Genomic DNA, 255 nt, shown 5'->3' with positions numbered 1-255 from the left:
AGCGCGAGGCCCTCCGCGGAGTCGAGCGCGGCCACGCCGGCCCGGTTCATCCGCTGGACGTCGTTGGCCGCCAGCTGCCCGGTCATGCCACTGCGCTCGGCCCACAGGCCCCAGCCCAGCGAGACCGCGGGCAGACCCTGCGCCCTGCGCTGCGCGGCGAGCGCGTCCAGGAACGCGTTGGCCGCCGCATAGTTCGCCTGACCCGCGGCGCCGAAGGTACCGGCCGCGGAGGAGAACAGGACGAACGCCGAGAGA

Annotated in this window: 1 protein-coding gene; it reads right to left on the bottom strand. The window is 74.9% G+C overall.

The features are described from left to right. Nucleotides 1-255 (bottom strand): KR domain-containing protein (locus K7G59_RS34540; RefSeq protein WP_225840703.1); only part of this gene is annotated, 255 nt, incomplete at both ends.

Origin of the sequence: Streptomyces sp. NK08204 (assembly GCF_020400585.1) — a bacterium.
Taxonomy (GTDB): domain Bacteria; phylum Actinomycetota; class Actinomycetes; order Streptomycetales; family Streptomycetaceae; genus Streptomyces.
Note: the sequence above shows the minus strand (reverse complement) of the source record. Positions and strands in the feature narration are given on the sequence as shown.